Origin of the sequence: Bradyrhizobium sp. F1.13.3, from assembly GCF_040548265.1 — a bacterium.
Taxonomy (GTDB): Bacteria; Pseudomonadota; Alphaproteobacteria; order Rhizobiales; family Xanthobacteraceae; genus Bradyrhizobium.
The window spans coordinates 1-20,228 of record NZ_JBEPRI010000006.1 but is presented as its reverse complement, the minus strand read 5'-3'; the positions used below and the strand labels follow the sequence as shown (position 1 = coordinate 20,228).

Sequence of the window (20,228 nt, the reverse complement as noted above, 5' to 3'; positions counted from 1 at the left end):
GGGGCTGCGAGGCCCATCAGATTGTTTGTGCGTAGACCTGTGAGCGCCGTTAGAAGAGTCATCTTCTGGAAGGGTGCTCACAATGGACGACCATTCGGACGACATAAGACGACCGTTGTCATCGCGCATAGAAGTGTACGCCGGCGGCGGCCGGAAACAGTGGCCAGATGATTTGAAGGCGCAGATTGTCGCGGACAGTCTCGAGCCGGGCGCGATCGTAACAGATGTCGCACGTCGCCATGGCTGCCGGCCCCAGCAGGTGCATGACTGGCGGCGCCGGGCGCGTTTGGGCCAGTTGGTGCTGCCGGCTTCGGCGGATACGCTGTCGTTCGTGCCGGTAGTGTCGGAATCGGCGTTACCGGCGGCCGCAGAGCCTACCGGGTCGCCGGAAGCAGCCATTGTGACGGTTGAGCTCCAGGGAGCACGCGTGGAGGTGCGGGGGGCGCCTGGCCTTGCTGTGTTGAGCGATGTGTTCTTAGCGCTTCGACGGACACGTTCATGCTGACGCCGCCTGCGAGCCTTACGATTTACGTAGCGACGCAACCTGTGGACTTCAGAAAAGGTGCGGAGGGCTTGGCGCTGTTGGCGAAGGCGACGCTGGGCCATGATCCGATGAAGGGCGTGGCCGTGGTCTTCCGTGCGAAGCGCGCTGACCGGGTGAAGATCGTCGTCTGGGATGGCCTTGTGATGTACTGGAAGCGGCTCGATGGCAGCGGCTTCAAATGGCCTCCCATCGTGGCCGGCGTGATGCGGATGAATGCCGCCCAGCTGTCGGCGCTTCTGGCCGGCATGGATTGGACGCGCATGCACGCGCCTCGAATCCCGCAGCCGAAAGCGCTTGCGTAGGACATAAAATCTTCGCTGCATCGGCGCGCAAAGCATGGCAAACTCGGGCTAATGAGCGATTTGCCTGATGAGCTGCCGAGCGATCCAGCCGAGTTGCGCGTCTTTGCCGCGGCTCTGCTGGATCGCTGCGCCAGGCTCGAGCGGTTGCTCAAGCTTGCGAAAGATGCGCGGTTCGGTCGGTCCTCGGAAAAGCTGGACGCTGATCAGCTTCACCTTGTTCTGGAGGATATCGATCAGGCCGTCGCAGCCCTCGAAGCGGCCGAGGATCGCGCCAATCCCAGAGTTTGCGAGAAGAGGACGGCCGCGCGCAGGGCCAACCGTGGTCAGTTGCCGGAGCATTTGCCGCGCATCGTCGAAACCCTGATGCCAGCGGAGACTTGTTGCCCGTCTTGTGAGGGCGACCTCTTTGAGATTGGTCACGATGAGAGCCAGAGGCTGGACGTCGTACCGGCGCAGTATCGCGTTATCGTCACCCGCCGACCCAAGCTGGCCTGCCGCGCCTGTCAGGGCGTCGTCCTCCAGCACGCCGCTCCCGAGCGACTGATCAGAGGTGGATTGCCCACTGAGCGGCTGGTCGCGCATGTGATCGACGCCAAGTATCATTGGCATTTGCCGCTTTACCGCCAGGCGCAGATGCTGGCGACGCGGAATAGCGCTGGACCGTTCCACGCTCGCCTTCTGGGTCGGCTATGCCGCCCAGGAATTGAAGCCCTTTGTGGCATCGTCTGCGCCAGCTTCTGCTCGCCTCTTCGAAGCTCTGTGTCGATGAGACCCCGGCGCCGGTGCTGGATCCGGGGCGCGGCAGGACCAAAACCGGCTACTTCTGGGCGCTGTCACGCGATGACAGGCCCTGGGCCGGACCTGACCCACCTGGCGTGGTTTACGCCTATGCACGGGGCCGTGGGGCCGTCCATGGCTTGAGGCTGCTCGAAGGCTATCGCGGCATCATCCATTGCGACGGCTATCAGGCCTACAAGACCATGACCCGAGAGACGCGTGCGGACGCCTTGTCCGGGACGCTCGCCTTCTGCTGGTCGCATCTGAGGCGCCAGTTTGTGAAGATCGAGCGCGAGGCCGCTCCGGCGCCAGCTCCGGTTGCGCGCGAGGCTCTTGAGCGCATCGCCCAGCTTTACGCGGTCGAGAAAGCGCTCCGCGGCCGATCAGATGCCGAGCGCCGTGCTGGCAGGCAGGCGCATGCCCGATCTCTGGCTACAGCCTTGAAGCAGTGGTTTGAGGCCAAGCTTGATCACCTTGCACAGAAGAGCGACACGGCGAAGGCCCTGCGCTACGCGCTGCGTCATTGGGACGGTTTGACGCTCTATCTTGATGACGGGCGCATCGAGATGGACACGAATGCTGTCGAGCGTGCGATACGGCCGATCAAGCTCAACGCCAAAAACTCCCTGTTTGCCGGTTGCGACGAGGGCGCCGAGAATTGGGCAGTTCTCGCTTCGTTGATCGAGACCTGTAAGCTCAATGGCGTCAGTGCCGAGCACTGGCTCGCTGATGTTCTCGCGAAGCTCGTCAAGGGTTGGCCTGCGGCGCGACTGGACGAACTGCTCCCTTGGGCATCGATCTACACGATGCATGCACACGTTCCGAGGCTGGCGGCATGAGCCTGAACAGGACCGCGGTCCGGATCAAGGTGACCCTCAAGGACGTAAAACCGGAGGTCGTGCGTCGCCTTGTCGTACCCGTCACCCTGCGCCTAGACCGGCTGCATTTGACGCTTCAGGAGGCGTTTGGCTGGACGAACAGCCACCTCTTCGAGTTCTTCGCTGGTGAGGCACATTGGGGGATTCCCGACCCCGACAATGATTACGGCCACCAGCCCATGGATGCTCGTAAAGCGCGGCTTTGCGATATCGTTCGAGAGACCGGCGCCAAGACCATCCACTATCTCTATGACTTCGGCGACAGCTGGGACCATGTGATCAAGCTCGAAAAAAGGTTCGACAACACCACGACGGAGGGCATGCCCTTCCTGCTCGAGGCCGCCGGTCGTTGCCCTCCGGAAGACGTCGGCGGTGCGCCAGGCTATGCCGAATACCTCGACGCCATCAGCGACCCTGCTCATCCGGAGCACGAACATATGCGCCGCTGGGGTCCGGAGCGGTTCGATCCCAACGTGATCGACCGGAATGCCCTCGAGGCCGCCGTAAACGCGTTGTCCGACACATGGAAACCGCGGCGACGCGCTACGCGAACAAAATAGACGTCAAACGCCATTCAAAAGGGCCGCAGAGCTGCGCTTACCTTCGAGATCAAGCGCATTAACGGCCAAACGCCGGGCAACGGCTTGCCGCGCGCCGTAAACAATCGCGGCCGCTCATTGCCGAGCTTGAAATCTGGATGCGCCAGCAGCGAGCGTTGCTCTCCGCCAAGAACAATACCGCCAACTGCACTTATCTATGTGAATGGAAACGGCCACGTGGTCCCCAGCGGACTTCGCCTTGGGAGCGCCAGGGCCACGCCCTCCAATCCAGTGGCAAACAGGGTACCACAAAGCAGTCGGGACGTCGGGACTATGCCGGGCCAGCTTATTGGTGATTGATGCCTCAGTGTCTAACTTGCCTCTCAGAGTTGCATGGCGCGTGACCGTAGTACGTTTGGTCGCAAGGCCGCGCCATTGTGGGCCTACCAATGCGACTCTGGAGGGACCGATTTGCCCGACCTTGACGGCGAAATCCGGGACGGCGGGCACCACATGCAAGTCCGCGTTTTATTTTGAGGAAACAGATTTCAGCCAGATCGTATATCACGCGAACTATCTACGCTTCATGGAGCGCAGCCGAACGAACTACCTTCGGCTTCTGGGGACAGATCATCGCAGATTGTTCGAGACTAGCGGCCAGGACGCTGAGCGGCTTCGCCTTCGTGGTGCGTTCTATGAAACTGGACTTCTTCAAACCTGGTTATATGGATGACGTGATTGATGTGATCGCGGCTCATGAGGAGGTGAAGCGGGCTTCGATCGCGCTGCACCAACAGTGCAGGCGTGGAGCCGACTTGCTAGTCGAGACGCGTGTGCGTGTGGCCTTCGTCTCGGCTGGCAAAGCTCAACGCATCCCCAACAGCTCGAGGGATGCCACGGAAGCGAGCGTTAAGGGTGCTTCTCAGGCAGGCTGATTTTTGGCAGTGGTAAGACGCCCCCAAGGATCGGCGCAGCCAGCTGGAAAACGGCTTTTCGCGTCCGTCGCCTGTGCAATAAGCCGCGCAATTCCATCCAGCGTTTGCCGGACATTGATTTGGCGTGACAGCCGTTGATAGCGAGCGATCTTGGCGCCGTAAGGGATGCACTGCTCACACATGGCTTCCGCGCAGAGTCCAATTCCCGCAACCACCGATGCTTGGGATAGCAAGCCATACAGAGCCCCGGCCTTCGATGTTGGGATCCTCGGTCGAGACCTTGGTCGTTCGCCCTGCTTCATCAAAGTCGAGCGGCGGTATCGGAATTCCGTGGCTCGACAACTTGCTAACTGTCGCGAACACGGTCTCGCGGAGCAATCCTAGCCGCCATCCGCGGTGTGGGTTGCTGGTCCGCTTATTGTTGCGAGTGCCGAATGACCAGCTCTAGATTCCCGACTTGACCTGATATTCCTACATCGGGTTGGCCTAAACCGTCGACGGAAAATTAGGTTCGGACCTGCTCGATGGACTGCCACATCGCAGGACGGACACCAGCGGACATGCAACGGCGCAGGTAGGTATGTCGCTCCTGGCCGAGTATGTGGATATCGCGCGTTGCCTTTGTCCAAACAGGCCAGGCCTGGAAACAAGATGGCCACTCGCCGGGGGACCATGCCTGGGGAAAACTCGAAAGAGCCTGTAAACCAGCACTACGTGTCTACCTGCGCCAGTTCGCCAATAAGCATGGGAAGGCTCACCACGTCTTCGATCGCAAGAAGGCCCAGAGCTACAAGAACAACACCGAGGATGTGGCATGCCTGAACTACTTCAATCGCATCCAGCTCGGCGGTATGGATCCGGACGCGCTCGAGCGGCATTGCGCAAGATTTCGGTGAGTCGATCCTCGACGTTTCCTGGCTGACCCAGCTTGATGTTGTTATCGTTGGACATGGCATATCGCTCCTTCGGTGGAGAAGTGCAGGCGTCAAGCACCCCCACGATATGCCGACCTTCCCGATTCTCCCGTCACCAACTTTGGGCGATAGCTCGCGGGCGGAAACATGACCGGCTATTCCAACGAGATCGATCATCTGCTTCAATGCGTTGGCATGATCGACGCACCTCTCCGGAAGCTGCGAACGTCCGACCGTTCGGGCTGAAAGGCCTCAACTAGAATTGGCACGGCGCCCGCAGGATCGCTGTCGCCACATACGAAAACATCAGCGGCCGCGTAGGACCTCTCAGGCCAAGTATGCAAGGTAATGTGCGATTCAGCCAACAAGGCTATTGCGGAGACGCCGTGACCCGGACAAAACTTATGAACATGAAGGTGGAGTAATGTCGCACTCGCCGCACGGATGGCTTTTCGAATTGCGTCTTCCGCAATGGCCGGGTCGTCGAGGTTCTTCGCTCCCCATAGTTCGATGAGTATATGCGTCGCACCGGTAGACAGAGCCGGTGGGGCGTCCTTCCCGTCATCAATAGTCATTAAGAAATCTCCATTGAATTATCGGCCCAATAAGCTGAGCTATTCGGGATTTAGGTGACGAGGTGATCAGGCGCTTGGCTTGCCGGCACTTGCATGCTCTCAATGACGCGTTCAATCGCGAATTGCGACGACCTTGGGCAACCGATTTGTGCCTTTGAGCCGCCGCCAGGTCCTTGATGCGGCGATCACCAGCTTGAATACCATCAGCTTGGCTGTGGTTGGCGACAAGGAGGCCTTCGGCCGCACGGTCCTGTATCGCCCGGTGGCGAACACGCGCTCGATGGGTTTGGTGGTGCGCAAGTGATCCCAGTGTTCGGCAAGAAAATCGTAGAAGGCCGGCGGCGCTTCGCGATCCTTGACCAGGCATTCGACCGCCCGGCCGTACTTGGCGCAATCGGCGAAAACGTCGGTCGCCGCTTCGGCGGACGCTCGGTTCGCGCCAAATAGACCTCGGGCAAATCCTTCCTCATGGTGGCCTGCACCGAGACGGAGAGCTTGTCCAGGACGTTCACGGTCTTGTGCACCCAGCCGCGGCGTCGCCGACATTGGCCAAACTCGTTGTCATTGATGACGGCGCCCCCAATTGTTTTGCCAAGCCACGCCTCCCTTCAGGGCGTGTGGCGCTGCGCGACAAAGGCGTAACCGAGGCGACCGGCTCCGGTGACAAAGACGTTTGGACTCGCCTTGGGCTCAGCATTATGCCGGAGGCGGCGAGGCGGGTATTTGTGCCGTCGGAGATAGCACTGCTGGCTTCGAGTTTGAGGCCAAGTACCCAGCTATTCTTCTGCCAGTCGTAGCCGATCTGGTCGCCTGCCAGAAACACAGGAGTATCGCCGCGGCCGCCATAGACTGGCGGACCGCAGGGATTACTGAAGGATTTTTGGCCGTAAGCAGCACGGCCGGCGTGCCCGCCAATGTGTTCTCCGGACCAGCTCCACAGAGCCGATGGCAGTTGTACGTCCGCCGAATTGGCTGTGCCGCTTGCGGTGATCGTTGTCGCTTCCCAAAAACGAACTCCAGATCGCATCAAACACTCCGCGGCGCTTTCCCGATCCACTACCGATCGAGCTGGCATCGTGATGGCACCACGAATGAAGCAAGCAGCGTGCCGCTTGGAAGTGTGCGGTCTCAAGTTGCTTCGTACCGGGTGGGTACGTCACGTTGTGGACAATGGTCTTAAAGCTGACCGTCCGACAGCATGCTGCGCAGCAGGAAGCCCCTTTCCCGCTGCGGCAGCAGAAGGACACTTTTGTTGCCCTGGACAGATTTTCGATCAATCGAGACACATGCCGTAACGGCGAAGCCAATGGATATCGTCGGCGAGCGGAGCCGGTTTGGAGCTGGACAGTTCCACCCACACAGGGATCGCACGGCTACGCCGCGGTCATCGAATCCGGCTCGTGCGAAAGATCGTCACGAGGGATCATCACGCAACGCGGCAGTCGCAGGAAAGGCTCATCATCAGCGTCTTCCAGCTTACCACGAATATGAGGGCGGCAATAACAGTCTGGCTCCGGCTTCGCCGTAGTGCTAAGCGGCTTGGTCGCAACATTATTCGTATCGGTTCTGCTGTAGGCGCCGAGACGAAGCTTCTGTGACGCGCGAAGAGAACTGCCGAGCATGCATGTCGTGGAGGGTAAGCGAAGGCGCTACGCGCAATTCGATTCCGGTTCGGAAAGCCGTATCGGAGCGCCCTTTGGCCTAGACTGGACGTCGCCTGCGGGTCCGCAGCAAACGTTTTTGACTGAATTTTCGTTTGCACCAAGGCGGACGACTGCGAACAATCAGCGGATTAAGGAGCTCGCGGCGGATGGTTCTGCACGCCTACGAGGCGTTAGGCTGCCCCCTAGCTATCTCGTGATAGCCACGAGCACCAAATGTTTGAACGCTTAACGACTGTCCTTCAACGGCTATGGCAAACAACGCCGGCCTCGTGGAAAACGGTAACACACCTTTGTGCTGGTTCTTGCACAATCGATGTCATCGCTTGGGCGCCGCAGGTGGCCTGCAGCCCGGCGAACGCCAAGTCCGCTTCCATGAGGAGAGCCCAAATGCAAGAAACCACAAGCCCGAACGAGTCTCTGAGCGCGTTGGTTGCGGGTGCCATGCAGACTATCGCGTGTCTACTACAAGATCCGGTAGATGCCAACGCCAACTTGAGGCCCTAGCGTCCGGCCGCGTTCCCCTGCCGATCATCGAGGAAATCGAAGTGAACGCAAAAGACGAGAAGTTAAGAACGGGCAAAACGGCACAATATGACTGGCAGAACCAGAGCGGCTACGCAATGCACACCTCAATCAGGATCCTCGGTGTTCTGATTTGAGGGCCGCAGAAGGCGATGAATGGCGAGACACGTATGCCTACCGAAAATCGATCAGGAAAAAATCAGCTTGTGGAACGTCAGCCGGTCGATGCGATCACGGCGGTCGATCGCCTTGCAAGATCGGATCCGGAGAGGGTTGCGCTGAGGTACGGCGCAGACGAACTTACGTACAAGGCGCTGCGAGTAAGATCGGAATGCCTCGCGAGGACGTTACGAGAGCGGTGCGCTCGCGGCACAGTGATTGGCTATTGGGGTGAGCGGGACCTCGACTGGGCGACGGCAGTAGTCGCAATTTTGAAGGCTGGATCAACGTACCTGCCGCTCGATCCATCGTTACCGGCTCCGCGTACATCATTCATGATCGAGCAGAGTCGCTGTGCTCTGATTATAGGGCCAGCCCAGCTAGATTCGGTCAGGCCAATCCGGGCGAGCAGCGAAGGCGCCACGCAATTCATGACGATAGAGGCGGCGCTGTGCAAGGGCCAGACTTCGTCTGTTGTGCCATCATGGAGCGAGGATGGACTTGCTTACATTCTGTTTACCTCTGGTTCAACGGGCCGTCCTAAGGGGGCAATGATCGACCGTGCAGCCCTAAACAATCATCTGGCGGCAAAGATTGATGCCCTAACCCTCACTCGGACGGATTGCATTGCGCAGACGGCATCGCACTGCTTTGACATCTCGTTGTGGCAGCTTTTGGCGGGGCTTTGCGTCGGAGGCTGTACCGCGCTCATTGATGATGCGACACTGAAATCGCCAATATCGCTTCTCAAAGCGATTCAGGGACAAGGCGTGACGGTAGTTCAACTCGTTCCCTCGATGCTTGCAGTATTTGTTGAATATTTGCAGCCGCTTGCGGCGGCTGATCGAGCTCTGGACGGTTTGCGGATTATTTCGACGGTCGGAGAACCTTTGACACCCGCACTGGCGCGCGCGTGGCTTGCCTTATATCCGCGCGTCCCCATTCTCAACCACTACGGGCCGACCGAGTGCGCGGACGGCGTCACGCATCATCTGGTTTCCGCGCCGCCTGCGCTGGCTGACGCTTATGTGCCGATCGGCAAACCGATTTCTAATCTTGAGGTTTATATCGCCGACGGGCAGCGGCTGTGCAAGGCGGGAGAGGTCGGCGAAATCTGCGTTAGCGGCGTTGGCGTCGCGGCTGGTTACGTCAATGACGACGTCCGCACTAAGGATGCCTTTGGGCCAAACCCGTTCTCAAACGTTCCGTCCTTGCAGCGCCTATACAGGACAGGCGATCTCGGGCGCTTTCGTTCCGATGGTCTTTTGGAATGTCTCGGTCGACGGGACCGTCAGGTCAAAATCCGCGGGCACAGAATTGAGCTAGGAGAAATCGAGGCTCGCCTCTCCGCTCATCATTCGGTGCGTGGCGCCGTCGCGGTCGCCTCCGTCTGCGCAGGCGTAAAGCTTATGGCGAGAGACATAACCAGGGCCGAGGGGGAAAGCGGGACGAGACGACTCATCTCGTATGTGTCCGCTTCAGCTGAGGTAACGGAAGGCGAGCTTCAGGACTTCCTTGCTGAAGCTCTGCCCATCTACATGCTCCCAGAAAGAATCATCCACGTCGACGGTATTCCACTGACCAGTAATGGAAAGGTCGATTTTGGAGCATTGCCCGACCCGACCAGTCTTCGCCCTCCATTGCCGACGCCATTCGAGGAACCGCAAACCGACCTCGAAGCCCAGCTGCGCCAGATTTGGTCCGGTGTTCTGCGCCTTGAGAACATTGGTGTGAATGACCAGTTCATAAGCCTCGGCGGAGACTCGCTCCGGGCAATGCTCATATTGGGCCGTTTGCAGACCGAGCTCGGAGTGAGAACGGATTTCAGGCTGGTCCTGAATGGAACGATCCGATCTCTTGCGGCTTCGATCTCGGCGCTAGCCGAATCTAGACAGTACACAGCAGCCGCTTGCGGAAAGCTGCTTACACGATCGCCTCTGACGCGAGTTCAAGAGCACCTGTGGTTTCTTTCGCAGCTCGATCCGTCTGCCAAGAACTACATCATTCAGGGCGGCCTGCGAATGCGGGGCATCATCGATCTGGCCGCGTTCAATCGCGCCTGGACCGATGTAGTTCATTCCCATCAGGCACTTTCGGCACGCATTATCGACGAGGACGGTCCGGTTCAGCTTTTTGATGCTCCGGACTGCGCAAGTCTCCAATTGACTGATGCATCTCAACTCACGTCGCAGGAGGCTGAGAAGCTGATCGCAGAGCTACGGCGAACAGAGCTGAACGGCCGCTTTGATCTCAGCCAGGGTCATCTGTTTCGCGCGCGCATGATCAGTTTTGGCCCTGACAACCATCTCATACTGATCACCGCTCACGAAATCATCATCGATGCCTGGTCGATCTCTGTTCTGCTCAGGGACCTCCGACAAAGGTACGTGGATGCCGCGGCGTTTCTGCCAGAGAACCGAGTGTCACTCTCGACCTACGCGGTCTGGGAAACACAACACGCTACTCCGGAGGCGCTTGCCAACCAATGTAGCTATTGGCGTCGCCAGATTGGTGATGATCCGCCGGTGCTTTCGCTTGTAACGGGACGAGCGCGGCCGCAGACAAATTCGTATCGCGGCGCATCGCATGCGGTCCCACTTGGCAGCGAGCTATCCCATCAGATAAGGGAGTTTGCGCGCCGACATAGGTTCACCACGTCGACAGCACTCCTCGCATGTTTCAAGCTTCTGCTGCGGATGTATAGCGGTCAGGATGATATCATCGTCGGCATACCGCACGTCGTACGGGATCAACCTGGCAGTGCCGAACTTGTTGGTTTCTTCCTGAACATGCTGCCAATCCGCACCGCGATCGATGTGGGCCAGTCCTTTGCGGTTCATGCCTTGCGCATCCAGGCACTGGTCAGCGATGCCATCGCAAATTCGGCATATCCGTTCGGCTGGATGGTAAGGGATACCAGGCTACATCGCGAAGCGGGACGTTCACCGATCTTCCAAGTTATGTTCAACATGTACTCCGAGGCCGCGGAGCCACTTGGCGAACATGAGTTGGATCTGACATTCCGCGAATACGAGACCGGCTACGCAAAATTCGATCTGACATTGTACGCACAAGATCAGGGCGAGGAAATTGCCCTCCAGCTAGCGTACGCGGAAGACCTATTTTCCAGCGATCTGATTATCCGCATGGCCGACAATCTGCGCCGCCTGATTGCAGCCTGCATTGAGAAGCCGCTTACGCCGATTGAAGATCTGAGCTGCCTCAGCGAGTCAGACGTCGCGATGCTGGACGCGCTAGAGGGCTCGGCGCAGTCATATGATACCGAATGTCCGCTTGTCCAAGCGTTCGAGCAAATCAGCGTCTCTAATCGCAGCCAGGTGGCATATTATGGCGATTTCGGTCAGATCACATTCGGCCAGTTGCGTGAGCGCGTAACAGCCATCAGGTCGTTACTGCGGACTTCTGACGTGAGGGCTGGCGACATGGTCGCCATGCTGGTCGACCGGTCGCCTGACGTTGCTGCTGTCATTCTTGCCGCACGAGATTTGCAGTCCATTGTTGTCCCTATATCGCCGGATTATCCGCGTGATCGGATCGAACATATCCTGCGAGATAGTCAAGCAAAGCTTTTGGTTCACGCAGATAGCTCTGAACCTGCTTTTGAAGTGCCCTCGAGATGTTTATTGACGCTAGAAGCGTGCGGCGCGCCCGCGCGCGATTCTGAGTGCAGCGACAAGCCACCAGATCAGGGAATTGCGAGCCTTATATACACCTCGTCCTCAACCGGGAAGGCGAAGGGAGTTCTTATACCGGAATCGGCAATTCTCAATCGACTGAACTGGATGTGGCGGCGCTTTCCGTTCGATAGCACAGACGTGATGGTTGTTCAGAAGTCCGCATCAATTGTTGCGTCCGCTTGGGAGTACTTTGGGGGGCTTCTGAGAGGCGTGCCCGCCCTGATCCTAACCCAAGAGCAGTTGCTGGATCCAGATCTGTTGCTGTGCACCTTGGCGAGACATCGCGTGACACACTTGTTTGCCTCGCCGCCACTCCTGTCCGGCCTCATTGCTTCCCAAGAACGGCACTCGCGACCGACCGCCTTGCGCTTGGTCACAAGCAGCGCCGAACCGATGCCTTCCTGGCTCCCTGTTCGCTGGCGTGAGTATTTCCCGGACGTGCCGTTGTGGAACTTCTATGGTGCTACGGAATGTGCATCCAATGCGGCAGTCTACGAAACATCGGATGCCTGCGACGGCTTGTCGCGCGTCCCCGTTGGACGCCCAATCGATAACGTCAAACTCTACGTGCTCGATGCCCGGTTGAAGAGAGTCCCGGTCGGAGCCGCCGGCGAACTCTGCATCGCGGGACGCTGCGTGAGCGCTGGGTACTGGCGGGATCAAGATCGGACCAACCGCTGTTTCGTGCCGAATCCGTATGACGGCGGGCAATACAGCGTTCTTTATCGAAGTGGCGATATCGCGCGCATCTCAACAAGCGGCCTTCTCGAGATTTGCGGCCGATCGGACAACCAGATCAAAGTACGGGGCTTTCGCATCGAACTGGAGGAGGTCGAATCAGCCCTTGAGTCTCATCCGGCAATCGCAAAGGCCGCGGTCGTCGCAGAAGACATGGATGACCATCGTCGGTTGACGGCTAGCATGGTTCCGGCTCGGGACGGTCTAAGCTCTGCAGATATTGTCACCCACTTGCGCCAAACATTGCCGTCCTACATGATTCCCGCCTCCTTCCGTTTGGTCGCCAGTATTCCACTTACGGCGAACGGAAAGATAGATCGTGCTCGCCTGTCGTCCGGTCCTTACCGCGAGGTCGGGCCTGTTCCATCTGCTGAGCTCTGTACGAGGAAGGAGAGCATTCTTGTTGGGATCTGGCAGGATCTATTAGGCGCCAAGTGGGTCGGACTCGATCAAAGCTTCTTTGATATCGGCGGCGACTCTCTTCTCAGCGTGCGCTGCGTCACGCTGGCGCGCAAAGCGGGGCTGAATCTCACTGTCGACCAACTCTATCGAACACCGACCATCAGGGAATTGGCAGCAGACGGAGCGGCAATTACACTCGATACCTTCCTTTCCGGCGACGGTTCATTGCCAGTCACCCCCGCAATCTCATCTTGGAACCGTCTTGTCGGCTTCGATGAGCATTTCAACATCGGCGATCTGTTTTTCTTGCCCGGCGGCGTCCTGAATATACGAATGCTGGAGCGCGCCCTTGCCCATGTCATGGATAGGCATGAAGGCCTCAGACTCCGTATTGCCCGAACCGACGACGGTCTACGTCTGACAATTGGACCTTCCGGGGTCGAACGCCTCGCGGAGGAGATCGATCTTGTCGGAATGACCGACCCAGAGCAGCGTAAGGCAATCGAGAGCATCTCAGCAAGACGTCAAAACATGTTTCGGTTTGACGGCCAGACGCCTCTTGTTAACGCCACGGTGTTCCGCACATCGGAAAGCGGCGATTACTATCTGCTGGTCCTGATGCACCATTTTGTAGCGGACGGGATAGGCTATCGACTGTTCCTGGAAGCATTGGATGCGGCGTACGCCCTGGCCTCGGGCCACGCCCGGAGCGGCCCCGAGAACATACAACTGCTCTCTGCATGGTTGAAGCGCCTTGAACACTACGCGAACAGCGAAGCGCCAGCCGAACTCAGCTACTGGGAGAGGATTGACTACCATCAGTTCAATTTGCACGTCAGCGCCACCTCATTGGGCGGCGCGAGCTTTTCGAAAGTGACCGCGAGAGAGCTTCATTATGCACGCCTTGAAGGTCGCATGGATGAAGCGAATTGCCGCTCCCTTTGGGAAGATCAGGGCAAGTACCATCTTGAGATTGATGAAGAAGCGACAGCTGATCTCCTCAACATTTCAGCCAGATTGGCGCACTGTCAGGACTTTGATGTGTTTCTTGCCGCCATTTCTGGCGCCTTTGGCCGCGTTTTCGGCAATTATTCGCTCTGGATCGATAGCCTTACCTCAACCCGAGGTCGGCTGTTCGACGATCTCGATCCATCTCAGATCATCGGTCATATCAGCGAGCTCGTTCCGCTTCCCTTGAGTCTCACCGGAACGGAGCCCCGTCCCGATCGTGCTCGTTCAATATACCGCCAGCGCAATGCCCTGCCGCGCAGCGGAATAGGCTTTCGGGCCATGAAATTCGTAAACCGAGATCCAGCCGTGCGGAGCCGGATCGATCGCCTGCCTTTGCCCAGAATTGGAGTGAATTATCGGGCGGGTTTGCAGCGCCATTTTCCACGCCGTTTCCTAGGCAAGGAACCTTCTCCACTTTGGATCGGCGAAGACATGGATGAAGGGGCCGTGATTCACCTCTTCTGGCTCGATGTCGGATATCAAGCCGGCCATCTACAGATCGAAACGAGGTATGATCCAACCCAAGTCGGTTATGAGGTGACCCGTAATCTTTGCATGGTGTTGCAACAGGAGCTGTTGCAGACGATCAGCGAATTCGGAAGAGCTGGGGGCACCTTCATCCATGAATGAGCCGGATGCAATTTCGCCATCGAGAGCGATCGCAATGTGATGCCAAAGAAAAAGCAGCACATCGATCTATCGGATCCCAATCTCTCGAGCCTTATCCTGCGGCTCGCCATTCCGTCTGTTGTTGGCTTATCTATCCACGCGTTACAGCAGGTCGTCAACGCGATCTTTGTTGGCGCACTTGGCGCGCAGGCGCTCGCAGCTGTCAGCATGACCTTGCCGATCGTGGTCCTGCTCGCGGCAGTCGGACAGGGGATCGGTGTTGGAGCAGCGTCGTTCATATCTCGTCATCTTGGCGCCGGTGAGTACCTGGAGGCGAGTCGAGGCGCAAGTACTGCACTCGCGCTCGCCGCCCCGATCGGTATCATAGTGACCGTCGCTCTGCTTCTAAACCTGCGAGGGATCTTCGTAACGCTCGGGGCAAGTCCAACCATCATGCCCGTGGCGCTCGACTACGCGGCGACGCTTTTGTTCGGGTACACCCTGATGCTTCTAAACATTGTCAACGGCTTCATCGTCAGAGCCGAAGGCAACACACGATTCAGCATGTGGACGATGATGACCGCCTTCATACTGAACGCGGTGCTTGATCCCGTCTTCATATTCTTGCTGGACTTGGGTGTGCGAGGCGCAGCCCTCGCGACGCTGGTATCTCAGATCGCTGCTATTAGCCTCTATATCGCGTATTTTACGAAGCTTGGCGGAACAGTTGTCGTCAGGATATCTCACATATCATTGCGAGTAGATCGCATCAGCCAGCTAGCGTTCATAGGGGCGCCGTCGACGATCACCAGTATCTTATCTGCTGTTGCCGTTATGCTCTTGTACGGAGCTGCTGCGCCGTTCGGCGACGATTCGATCGCCGCCGTGGGAATAGCTGTGCGAATCTTGACGATGGGTGCACTACCTATCACCGGCTTCTGCATAGGCTCTCAAGCTGTTCTGGGTTTCAGTTGGGGCGCACGCGACTTTGCTCGTGTATTGAAGGCTGCGAAGTTCATGCTCGCCATGACTGTCGCTCTTGCCGTCGCGTATTCTGTGGCCGTTGTGATTTTTGCGCGACCTTTGGTCAGGCTGTTCAGCAATAGCGATAAAGTCACGGAAATTGCCGTCTCGACCTGCATCGTCTTCCATCTGTTTTTTGGACTGTTTGGTGTTAGGAGTTTTGTGGCGACGATGCTTCAGTCGTTCGGGAGAGCACGCCTCAGTGCGGTTGTGTCCTTGGCAAGGCAGGGCTATCTCTTCATACCAGCCGTACTGTTATTCCCCATCATATCGGGTTTCAACGGACTGTTGGCCAGTCAAGCAATCGCTGAGCTGAGCGCCGGAATGATCGCGCTGTTTGTCATGTTCCACCAATTCGCTGAGCTCAGACGAGCGCTCCAGCATCCTATTTCAAGAGCGATCGAGATCGCGGGTTGACCTGACAAGAGACATCATCGGAGCTCAGAGCAAAAGGGCCTACATAGCCGGGGAGGTGTTGCGCTACAAATACAGTGTTATTCGGCTTGCGATATGGGCTCTATGTTATATCTGGAACGGTCAGGATCGCTTCCTCACCTGTCACATGCTAATTAGCGCTGAGAACCAGATTCGCAGCAATGTCGAGGCTCTCCCGCATTGCCCACTTGAGCATTGAGGATGGGGCTGTACGGGCAGCGGGCTGCTGAGATCGCTCCATTAGCTGATGCGAGATCAGCGATACGAGCCGAGAGATGGCGGCGAGTGATCTGGAAAACTGACACGGATGCAGGGTCTCCGACTGGCCAACAAGTAGCGTTCTATTTCCGAATTGGTCGGGGCTTCAGCCGTTTTTTGGAGCTCCGGAGATATTGATCCGCGATTGCCGGAGTGGGTCGGCCGCCTGTAGGCGCGCCTTGGCTTTCTCGTCGACCGAGTCTTTGCCATTGGCAACCAGGCCCAAAAGCCGCTTGGCTTCCTTGCGTGCAAGCTCTGGTGTCCAGGGGGCGCCGTGAGGACCGATGGTGACGAAGCGCTGCCGACCGAACACTCGGTACTTTGAGAACGTATGTCGCTTTTGTCGTGTTGACGTTTACGGCGGGAAACGGCACGCCTTGATCATCCGCATGTGGCAATACCGGATACGGTTGATGACGAAGAGCAAAGGCATGTCTAAAGCCTGGATGTATACGCGTCGTACGATGCTGTTGGGCAGTAGCTTCTTGGGTAGCACGTTGTTCGGGGGCGTTACGCTGCCTACACCCAATCGGCCGCAGCGCAAGGTTACCATGGTGTTGAAGGCGGCCGACTCATCCTTCGTCGTTGGGTGCACACAAGATGGCATTACCTCGTTGCGTTATCGTAACGATACGTATGACACGGATTATGTCCTGCCTGGAGCCGTGCTGGGGACGGCTCACGCTAGAGTTCGGCGTGCCGGATCCGAGTGGCATACGCTTCGAACTGGCGTTGATGCAACGAAGCCGATGCATAGCGCGGCTCTTGAACTAGCAGCCCGCGATGCCGGCGTCCTTCTCACGACCCGGCTCGCAGTCGACGAGGCCGGATTGACCTGGGAGATCATGCTGCGGAACGACGGCATGGCGAGCGTGGAGGTTGGCGACCTCTATTTGCCCATGCCGATGAACACCGAATTTCCGGCAGGGCAACCGGTGTCGGTGGCTGTTTTGAAGCACAGCTTCGTCTCGGGGCATGGATCGCACATCTTCTGGATTCGCGGCAACAGCACCGGTCCCTTCCTCATGCTCTTACCGGAAGCGGACACGTCACTGGAATATTGGAATGTCCACAAGGATTCGGCCGAAGCCAGAGGGACGTGGTGCGCCTACATCTTGGGCGGGGCGGCCGCCGGCGAGGCAGTGGCGGGCGGGACTCGCTGGCGACAGCCGACCCATTCCCTGTCTCTGTCGCCGGCCGAGGAACGGCGTTACCGTCTCCGCTTCCAGTGGGTTGCTGATTATGAGGCGGCGCGCAGGGCTATCGCGGACGCCGGTCTGGTGGATGTGGAGGTAATGCCGGGCATGACGGTTCCCAACGACCTGCATGTCGACATCGCGCTCGCGTCCTCCATTCCGGTGGAGCGAATCGAAGCGGAATTTACCCGCGACACGGTGGCGCAACGATTGCCGGATCGGGCCGGCAGGCGACTATGGCGGGTCCGGTTTTCGCGATTGGGCGAGAACCGACTGACCCTGCACCAGCCGGGTGCGCGCCAGACCTTTCTTGAATTCTTCGCTACCGAACCTGTCGAGACGATGATGAAGAAGCGCGCAGCCTTCATCGTGAAGCGGCAGCATCGTGACTCGTCCAAATGGTACGACGGTTTGTTCGGCGAGTGGAACATGGAGACGCAGGTTCTGCTTGGCCCGGACAATTACGACCGGATCAAGGGCGGGCGCATCTACGAGGTGACGTGCGACGATCCCGGGCTGAGCAAGCCCGCTTACCTTGCGACCAAGAATGCCGAGCATCCTGATGCGGCGGAAGTGGCGGCGCTGGACCGGTATATCGATGCGTTCGTCTGGGGCGGGCTGCAACGTACCACACAGGAGGCATACGCCTACGGCCTCTACGGCATACCCGATTGGAAGCAGAACCGGGAAAGCAGCGATCCCGGCCCAAAGGGCCGCCTGCACATCTGGCGGCCTTATGACTATCCGCACATCTTCGCGATGTATTTGGCCATGCACCGCATCGCGCGTGACCATCCCGCGATCCCCACCCGCCAGAGCGCACGAGATTATTTGGTACGCGCCTACGGTACCGCGCTAGCCATGTTCACGGTGCCGATGCGCGTGGTGATGTGGTCTGCCTACCGCACCGGCTTCTACAACGAATGTGTGATCCCCGAACTTCTTTCGGCGCTCACGACGGCGGGCTTGATGCGCGAGGCGGCGACGCTGGAGGCGCACTGGGCGCGTAAGGTGCGAGCCTTCGTCAATCCGAAGGCGGACCTGTTCGGGTCGGAATATCCGTTCGATTCCACAGGCTTCGAATCAACGCAGGCACTGGCGCGCTCGGCCCTTGACGACCCTGTCACCATGGGGATTTCGAAAGCGGCAGCCCTTGCCTTCGCGGAGCGTCAGATCGCTGCAAACCTGTTCTGCCGTGGCTGGCTGGAACCTGCTTATTACTACCTGGGCAGCGATTATCGCTGCACTGCGGGCGACGCCTATACGCTGACCTACATGGCGCAGATGGGCGGCTGGGCGCTGCTTGATTATGCGCTGAACGATGCAGACGACCCGCATCCGCTCCTTCGTCTGGGCTATGCGTCACAACTCAGCGCGTGGGCCTTGCTCAACAGCGGCCCTGCGTCGGCCGGTCATGGTTATTGGTATCCGGGCGAGGAGAATGACGGCGCGGCTGGTGGCGGCTTCGAGCCGGCGCCGAGCGGGACCACGTGGCTCGGTCAGCCCCATCACCGTGGAACGTGGTATTACTCGTGCGAGATCGACCTGGGATTTTGTGGGGCCGTCCGCGCTGCTGCGACGATCGTTGCCGACGATCCCATCTTTGGGCAGGTTTGTCACGGTGGCATCGTGGAGACGTTCGCTCACACCCTGCGTATCTGGCCACGTGATGGCGTGCGGCGACGGCTCAACGTGCGGCTCCAGTCTCTCCGATTGGACCTGGTGCTGCTTGACGCCCGATTCCGGGCGGATGGACCGATCATTCTGAATTTGGGGGAGGGATGGATCAGCCTTACGCCTGAACCCTTTGCTCCGTCTGCATCGGGAGTGACGTTCGAATTGCGGTGCGATGACGGGAGGAAGCGCAAGGAAGTCGTCGACATCAGGGACAGCCAGATCGTCGTCCGCTTGCCTGCGGCGCGGTTACCGCGCTAGTGTTGCCGTGATCGGTACTTATGGCCTGCTGTTCCACGCGGCTTCCGAGGCGATGACGATCATTGCCGCAAATCCCGGACGTCTCGGCACACGTATCCGCGTCACTGCAGTGCAGCATACGTCAGGTTCGGCGATGACCCACCATCCCCACATCCACATGATCGTGCCGGGTGGCATCGGCGGCAAATTCAATAATCGTCGAAATATGGAAAAAGTGAATGCCGTGGCCGCGCTTGCCGCGCTCTCCCGGGAGAATCGCCTCTACCTGGGATATCTCGCACTATCTTGGCACAAGCGCTCAATTGAGCCGACATTTTTCCTGCGTTGCAACGGACGCACGCTGCCGTGGCGCCGAGAAGCGCGAGACGAGTCGGGGATTTCAGGCAGCAAAAAAGGGTCTCCAGTGGGCCTTTGAATGGTGCCGCGTGGTGACGCGCCGGGGCGCTGCGTGTGAGGCTGGCGAGCCTCGTGCGCGTGCGGATGCGTTGAGAGGAGCGGCAGCAGTTCCCCAGGCTTGGGCTACCGGACAGCCTGACGCCATGGCGATCTTGATGGGTCGAACAGCAGTGCACGGAGTCCTTCGAGACACTCCCCAGGCCTGTTTTTCCGTTCTTGTTTCCGATGAGGCCGCCATGCACATCGCGGCGCTGGGCTGACGCTTGCCAAGGCTTCCGACGTCTATGGGTATTCCTCCGGGGTGGGCCGCCTTGTTGAGTTGCAGGTATCCGACGAGGATCTAGCTTTAAGGCTAGCCTTAAGGTCGGTAGATGCGGGTAGAGGTCCTGGGCGGGGTTGAGCGTCGTCGTCGCTGGTCTCGCGACGATAAGATGCGGATCATCGAAGAGACGCTGGCGCCCGGCGCGGTTGTGACGGAGATCGCGCGGCGGCACGGCATTTCGACGAGTTTGGTGTTCACGTGGCGGCGGCGGGCGCGCCTGGCGAGTGTCGTTTCGGCGGGACCGAAGCTTGTCCCTGTTCAGCTCACCCCGGGTGCGACCGAAAGCGTTCCATCGATTGAGGCCCCAGCGGTGATTTCGCCCCGGAGGCGCCGGGGCCTGATCGAGATCGAACTCGGTGGCGGCAAGCGTGTCAGCGTTGACGAGAACGTCGATGC

10 protein-coding genes and 4 pseudogenes are annotated in these 20,228 nt (G+C 58.7%); 10 read left to right on the top strand and 4 right to left on the bottom strand.

Annotation, left to right across the window (positions count from 1 at the left end; all coding sequences use genetic code 11):
* The first annotated feature begins 82 nt into the window (after positions 1 to 82).
* From tnpA (ABIB66_RS17505) to ABIB66_RS17485, 5 genes and pseudogenes are all read left to right on the top strand, one after another.
* Positions 83 to 505, top strand: coding sequence for an IS66-like element accessory protein TnpA (gene tnpA / locus ABIB66_RS17505; protein WP_275174649.1), 423 nt, complete (start codon positions 83 to 85; stop codon positions 503 to 505).
* Positions 499 to 846, top strand: coding sequence for an IS66 family insertion sequence element accessory protein TnpB (tnpB, locus tag ABIB66_RS17500; protein WP_275174650.1), 348 nt, complete (start codon positions 499 to 501; stop codon positions 844 to 846). Before tnpA (ABIB66_RS17505) ends, tnpB begins: the two co-directional genes overlap by 7 nt.
* 51 nt (positions 847 to 897) lie before the next feature.
* Positions 898 to 2,462, top strand: a pseudogene (tnpC, locus tag ABIB66_RS17495) (IS66 family transposase).
* Positions 2,459 to 3,061, top strand: coding sequence for a plasmid pRiA4b ORF-3 family protein (locus ABIB66_RS17490; protein WP_275174891.1), 603 nt, complete (start codon positions 2,459 to 2,461; stop codon positions 3,059 to 3,061). Before tnpC ends, ABIB66_RS17490 begins: the two are co-directional and overlap by 4 nt.
* A 492-nt stretch (positions 3,062 to 3,553) precedes the next feature.
* Positions 3,554 to 3,975, top strand: a pseudogene (locus tag ABIB66_RS17485) (YbgC/FadM family acyl-CoA thioesterase).
* Between the two features lie 710 nt (positions 3,976 to 4,685).
* Here the strand turns inward: ABIB66_RS17485 and ABIB66_RS43565 are convergent.
* The 3 genes and pseudogenes from ABIB66_RS43565 to ABIB66_RS17465 all read right to left on the bottom strand — a co-directional run.
* Entirely contained in the window at positions 4,686 to 4,853 is a 168-nt protein-coding gene (locus ABIB66_RS43565) for a hypothetical protein (RefSeq protein WP_275169707.1), read from the bottom strand.
* Between the two features lie 218 nt (positions 4,854 to 5,071).
* Positions 5,072 to 5,464, bottom strand: coding sequence for an adenosylmethionine decarboxylase (speD, locus tag ABIB66_RS17470; protein ID WP_275169684.1), 393 nt, complete (start codon positions 5,462 to 5,464; stop codon positions 5,072 to 5,074).
* A 111-nt stretch (positions 5,465 to 5,575) separates the two neighbouring features.
* A pseudogene (locus ABIB66_RS17465) lies at positions 5,576 to 5,997 on the bottom strand (transposase); the annotation flags it as partial.
* 1,823 nt (positions 5,998 to 7,820) lie between these two features.
* On the opposite strand from ABIB66_RS17465, the gene ABIB66_RS17460 reads away from it, so the two are divergent.
* Entirely contained in the window at positions 7,821 to 14,288 is a 6,468-nt protein-coding gene (locus tag ABIB66_RS17460) for a non-ribosomal peptide synthetase (protein WP_354255087.1), read from the top strand.
* Positions 14,289 to 14,327: 39 nt separating this feature from the next.
* The gene (locus ABIB66_RS17455) at positions 14,328 to 15,707 is read left to right on the top strand and encodes an MATE family efflux transporter (RefSeq protein ID WP_354255086.1); all 1,380 of its coding nucleotides are present in this window, start codon (positions 14,328 to 14,330) and stop codon (positions 15,705 to 15,707) included.
* Between the two features lie 382 nt (positions 15,708 to 16,089).
* Here ABIB66_RS17455 and ABIB66_RS17450 read toward each other — a convergent pair whose 3' ends face one another.
* Positions 16,090 to 16,296, bottom strand: coding sequence for an integrase arm-type DNA-binding domain-containing protein (locus tag ABIB66_RS17450; RefSeq protein ID WP_275169681.1), 207 nt, complete (start codon positions 16,294 to 16,296; stop codon positions 16,090 to 16,092).
* Positions 16,297 to 16,360: 64 nt separating this feature from the next.
* Here ABIB66_RS17450 and ABIB66_RS17445 point away from each other — a divergent pair, with 64 nt between their 5' ends.
* The 3 genes and pseudogenes from ABIB66_RS17445 to tnpA (ABIB66_RS17435) all read left to right on the top strand — a co-directional run.
* Positions 16,361 to 19,114, top strand: coding sequence for a DUF5695 domain-containing protein (locus ABIB66_RS17445; RefSeq protein WP_275169680.1), 2,754 nt, complete (start codon positions 16,361 to 16,363; stop codon positions 19,112 to 19,114).
* 19 nt (positions 19,115 to 19,133) lie between these two features.
* Positions 19,134 to 19,529: pseudogene (locus tag ABIB66_RS17440) on the top strand (transposase); the annotation flags it as partial.
* A 412-nt stretch (positions 19,530 to 19,941) separates the two neighbouring features.
* Positions 19,942 to 20,228: IS66-like element accessory protein TnpA (tnpA, locus tag ABIB66_RS17435; protein ID WP_354255085.1), on the top strand; the 287-nt coding region annotated here is incomplete at its 3' end.

Coding starts and splice junctions, on each gene's coding strand:
- tnpB (WP_275174650.1), top strand. CDS start 499: ATGCTGACGCCGCCTGCGAGCCTTACGATTTACGTAGCGACGCAACCT.
- speD (WP_275169684.1), bottom strand. CDS start 5,464: ATGACTATTGATGACGGGAAGGACGCCCCACCGGCTCTGTCTACCGGT.
- tnpA (WP_275174649.1), top strand. CDS start 83: ATGGACGACCATTCGGACGACATAAGACGACCGTTGTCATCGCGCATA.
- ABIB66_RS17490 (WP_275174891.1), top strand. CDS start 2,459: ATGAGCCTGAACAGGACCGCGGTCCGGATCAAGGTGACCCTCAAGGAC.
- ABIB66_RS17455 (WP_354255086.1), top strand. CDS start 14,328: ATGCCAAAGAAAAAGCAGCACATCGATCTATCGGATCCCAATCTCTCG.
- ABIB66_RS43565 (WP_275169707.1), bottom strand. CDS start 4,853: ATGCCGCTCGAGCGCGTCCGGATCCATACCGCCGAGCTGGATGCGATT.
- ABIB66_RS17460 (WP_354255087.1), top strand. CDS start 7,821: ATGCCTACCGAAAATCGATCAGGAAAAAATCAGCTTGTGGAACGTCAG.